General features: G+C 37.6%; 2 protein-coding genes and 1 pseudogene. 1 reads left to right on the plus strand and 2 read right to left on the minus strand.

The genetic code is table 11. The features are described 5' to 3' along the window. On the minus strand, nucleotides 1–2,348 hold a 2,348-nt coding region (locus O3611_RS09705; protein ID WP_371608518.1), incomplete at its 3' end, for a YSIRK-type signal peptide-containing protein. Nucleotides 2,349–2,871: 523 nt separating this feature from the next. On the opposite strand from O3611_RS09705, the pseudogene O3611_RS09710 reads away from it, so the two are divergent. After that, nucleotides 2,872–3,054 (plus strand): annotated as a pseudogene (locus O3611_RS09710) (IS30 family transposase); the annotation flags it as partial. A gap of 428 nt (nucleotides 3,055–3,482) precedes the next feature. Here the strand turns inward: O3611_RS09710 and O3611_RS09715 are convergent. Then, nucleotides 3,483–3,707: LPXTG cell wall anchor domain-containing protein (locus O3611_RS09715; RefSeq protein ID WP_371608519.1), on the minus strand; the 225-nt coding region annotated here is incomplete at its 5' end.

Below are 3,707 nucleotides of genomic sequence, written 5' to 3' on the forward strand. Positions count from 1 at the left end.
CCACTATCATCAATTGTGATGAGACGTGTGTTCACTGCATCACCACGATAGAGTGGAATAACAACATTTTGACCGGCCGCATGAGTGGAACCTAACTCTTGTCGACTGCCATCTTCTTTAAGCCAGTAAATCTTTGGTGGTTGGTTATCTGGTGCTTCTGTTGGAGTAACTGGGTCACTTTTATCAGAAGTTACTGTTCCACCATTATTTACAACTGTTGCAGCTGTAATAGGTTTTCCTGGTAGAGCTCCTGTAACTGTAACTGTTGCAGTTTCTCCATTAGTTGTTCCAGTTCCGATAACTGTATCACCATCGTAAAGGTTAACTGTTGAACCGTTTGGCACTCCACTTCCAACATTTACAGTAATTTGTTGACCTGTTAAGCCTTTTTTGTTAGCAACATCTGTTGTAATAGCTGGTTTTTTAGGTTTAACGATTAATGTAACTGTTCCATCTGAACCAGAATTAGCGTCAGTTGATTTAGAGCCGTCTTTATAAGTGGCAATAGAAGTATACTTGAATACTCCAGCTTGTGCGGTACTTGGCGAATTATTATCTTGCCACGTCCAGTTCATTCCTGCAGGGAATGATTTACCATTTTTATGTTTGACATAACCTGAAGATACTGGATTCACTGGATCTCCTGCGTTATCTCCTACTGTTTTTGTAACTGTCAAACCTTGAATTGGGTCTAATGGTGCCTCTGGGTCTGCTTGTAAACTTGTTCCCGTTGCCCCCATAATATAAGACTGATTAGTAGTTCTTCCGTATGTCACTGAGGCTGCATAGACACGACCATATTGAGCCGCTTCTTCAGCAGTAACATCATCTCTTAGTCTAATCTTGGCATGCATGTGCATTGCATAATCGGCACTTTCTTGTCCAGTCTTAACTCCAAGATAATATGATGCACCTGGATAGCCACCGTTTTTATTTTTTGTAAGGCTATTTAAGACAGGGTCTTTCTCGTTGTTTTTGAAGACAGCCCATCGCTGGTTATCACGAGTCACTCCTGAATATGGATCATAGATTGTTCGTTTATCACCATTAAAGAGATTATAATTCTGTTCCCATACTTTAGATGTAGGTATATAGGCTGTATTTCCATATTGGGTAAAGCCTTGGAATCCGTCAGAAAGTCTTCTACCACTATCATTACGGTAACGTGTGAAACTCAAATCTTTTACCGTATTAGACGAGTGCATGATATTAAAAGGAGCTTGGAAATAATATTCTTGCTGATATGAAGCCTTTGTCATCCTTTTTCCATCGTTATTGAAGAAGACATCATAGACGATCCATTTTCCTTCGCTATCTTGTACATAGGTTGCTTTAATATCAGTCTTATTTTTAGTGAATTCTGGATTATCATTTATTGTTTTTTGCCCACCGTTCTCTTTCGGATCGACAGAAGCAAAATACTTGATATTGGTTAAAGCACCTTGATTAATTTGACCATTTGCTCTAAAACCTGTTCCCTGTCCCATACTTTGACCATTACGTGGATCATGAGAACCTGAAGTCAAACGATTACGTGCGATCATAACAGAACTTTCGTTACGTTTGATGACACGATTCATATCCTCAACATCACGAAGGCTAACTTCTACACCACCAAATGCAGACTTGGCTACGGCAACTTGGGCGATAGCTTTCTCCAAGATTTCACGTGTCAAGTCATTCTCAGGTGTTTGGGCGATAGTCTGCTCCAAACGTTCAATAGATAATTTGAGACTAGCTTTAGCTTTTTCCAGTTGCTCAGCATTAGTATTTTCTGAAGTTTCCTCAGACTTAGCTGAAATTTCTGAAGTTGGCTTCGCTACTTCTGGCTTGATTTCCGGAGTTGCTTCCTGTGTGCTTTCGTCATTTTTATCTTCTTTGACTTGAGGAGTTTCCACTGCTCGTAGCTGGTCCAAAACATTGGTCAAGCGAGCTACTAAAGCGTCCACTTCTTCTTGACTCACTTTTGAATCAGCGAGAGTCAGTTCAGCCTTAGCAAGTTCTTCCTTGGCAGCAACCAAAAGATCTGTATTAGCAGCTTCCTTGACGTGGAGCTGGTCTTTGAGCTGTGTCACAAGCTGACTTGCAACAGCTGTATCCACTTTTACAGAACTAGTAGGCTCTTCCTTATCCTGCGATGCTAGCGGACTAGTATCTTGAGTTAAAGCCTCTACATGAGGTTGGTCGACAGGTGTTACGCTATCCGCACTAACGACGCGCGCACCCAAAAACATCAGTGCTGCAACAGCAACTGAAGCCGCACCAAAGCTATATTTACGAATAGAAAAGCGTAAAACTTTTTCTCGTTTTTGGCGTTCAATACGACTCATGGATGATTTTTTATCCATTCTATTATCTCCTTTTTTTGAATTTGCTCACCTGAAACACATATTGCTTATATTTACATATTGTTTATATTCACAGGAAAAGCTATCCAAGTATAATTTTATACTTTTTATTGGGAATATGCAAACTATTTATCGCTTAAGTCAAACTTTTTTTAGTTTTTATGCATCTAAAATAATTATATTTGATTCAGCCTCTATTTTTCCTTGATAGTATTGAATTATTTTGATGTTTTCATTCTTCAAACGATTAAAAATGAATCATATTTAAAATATCACTCAAACGATTGGCATTATTAGCGGCGCTTCATTTTTATTGTTTTTGTATTCTTTTGCCTTTAAAGTTTGTTTTATTTAAAAAAATTCGAAATAAATTGTATATAAGTTATTTACCTTTTATCCTTCTAAATAAAACTGGAGTTTTTCCTTTCTGTAGAATAAATCCGTTGTAGCTTATCGTATTAGTTGTTTCATAGTACAATACATTTCTCGAGGATAACGAATGGTAAGTGCTCAATACCCCAAAAATAAAAGCGCTGAGTCGGTCAATTAAGCTCTAAAACTCATCTTAAAACAGCATCAAATTCTTTCCATCACGGCAGACAATGGAGCCGAATTCAACCGCTTGGCTGATGTGTTTTCTAAGGAGCATATCTACTATACACATCCCTATGCCTCTTGGGAAAGGGGAACTAATGAGAATCACAACTGACTCATTCGTAGATGGTTACCTAAGGGAGCTATAGTAGATTGAACTTAAATTAGTACACTACGGATTCTAAAACATTTTTAAAAATTATTTTGACTTTCCTAACCTCTTTGTTCATATCTTGTTTCAATCAATTTTAAGAAACGACTCCCAAAAAAGTCGCATTTATCGAAAAATGGATTAATAACTATCCTAAAATATGGAGAGGACAACGATTGCCCTCTCCATATTTTAGCTTTTATTTAACCCACTACAGTTGACAAGGAGCCCAAAAAGCGAACAATACTTAGAATTCCGTTTAACAAAATCCTAGCATTGTTCGCTTTCTTTATCTAAACATTCTTTTTATTTTACGACTAACATGATTCCCAGAACCAATCTAGTTTATCTTTACAATACAAAAGAATGAATAGTGATTGACTAAATTTTTAGTCTTCTTTTTTCTTTCCAAGAGCAAGTCCGAGACCACCTAGAATACCAAGAAGGCCTAGAGATGCAAGAGTCGCATTTGATTCAGTACCAGTATTTGGCAATACTTTTTGAGAATCATTTGACTTAGCTCCATTATCAATAGTAGCTGTAGTATCTTCGTGATTTACATTCGGATTAACTGCAACTGGTGTTACCTTAGCTGGAGTTTCTACTGGAACTTC

Source organism: Streptococcus sp. 27098_8_91 (genome assembly GCF_041432385.1).
Classification (GTDB): Bacteria; Bacillota; Bacilli; order Lactobacillales; family Streptococcaceae; genus Streptococcus.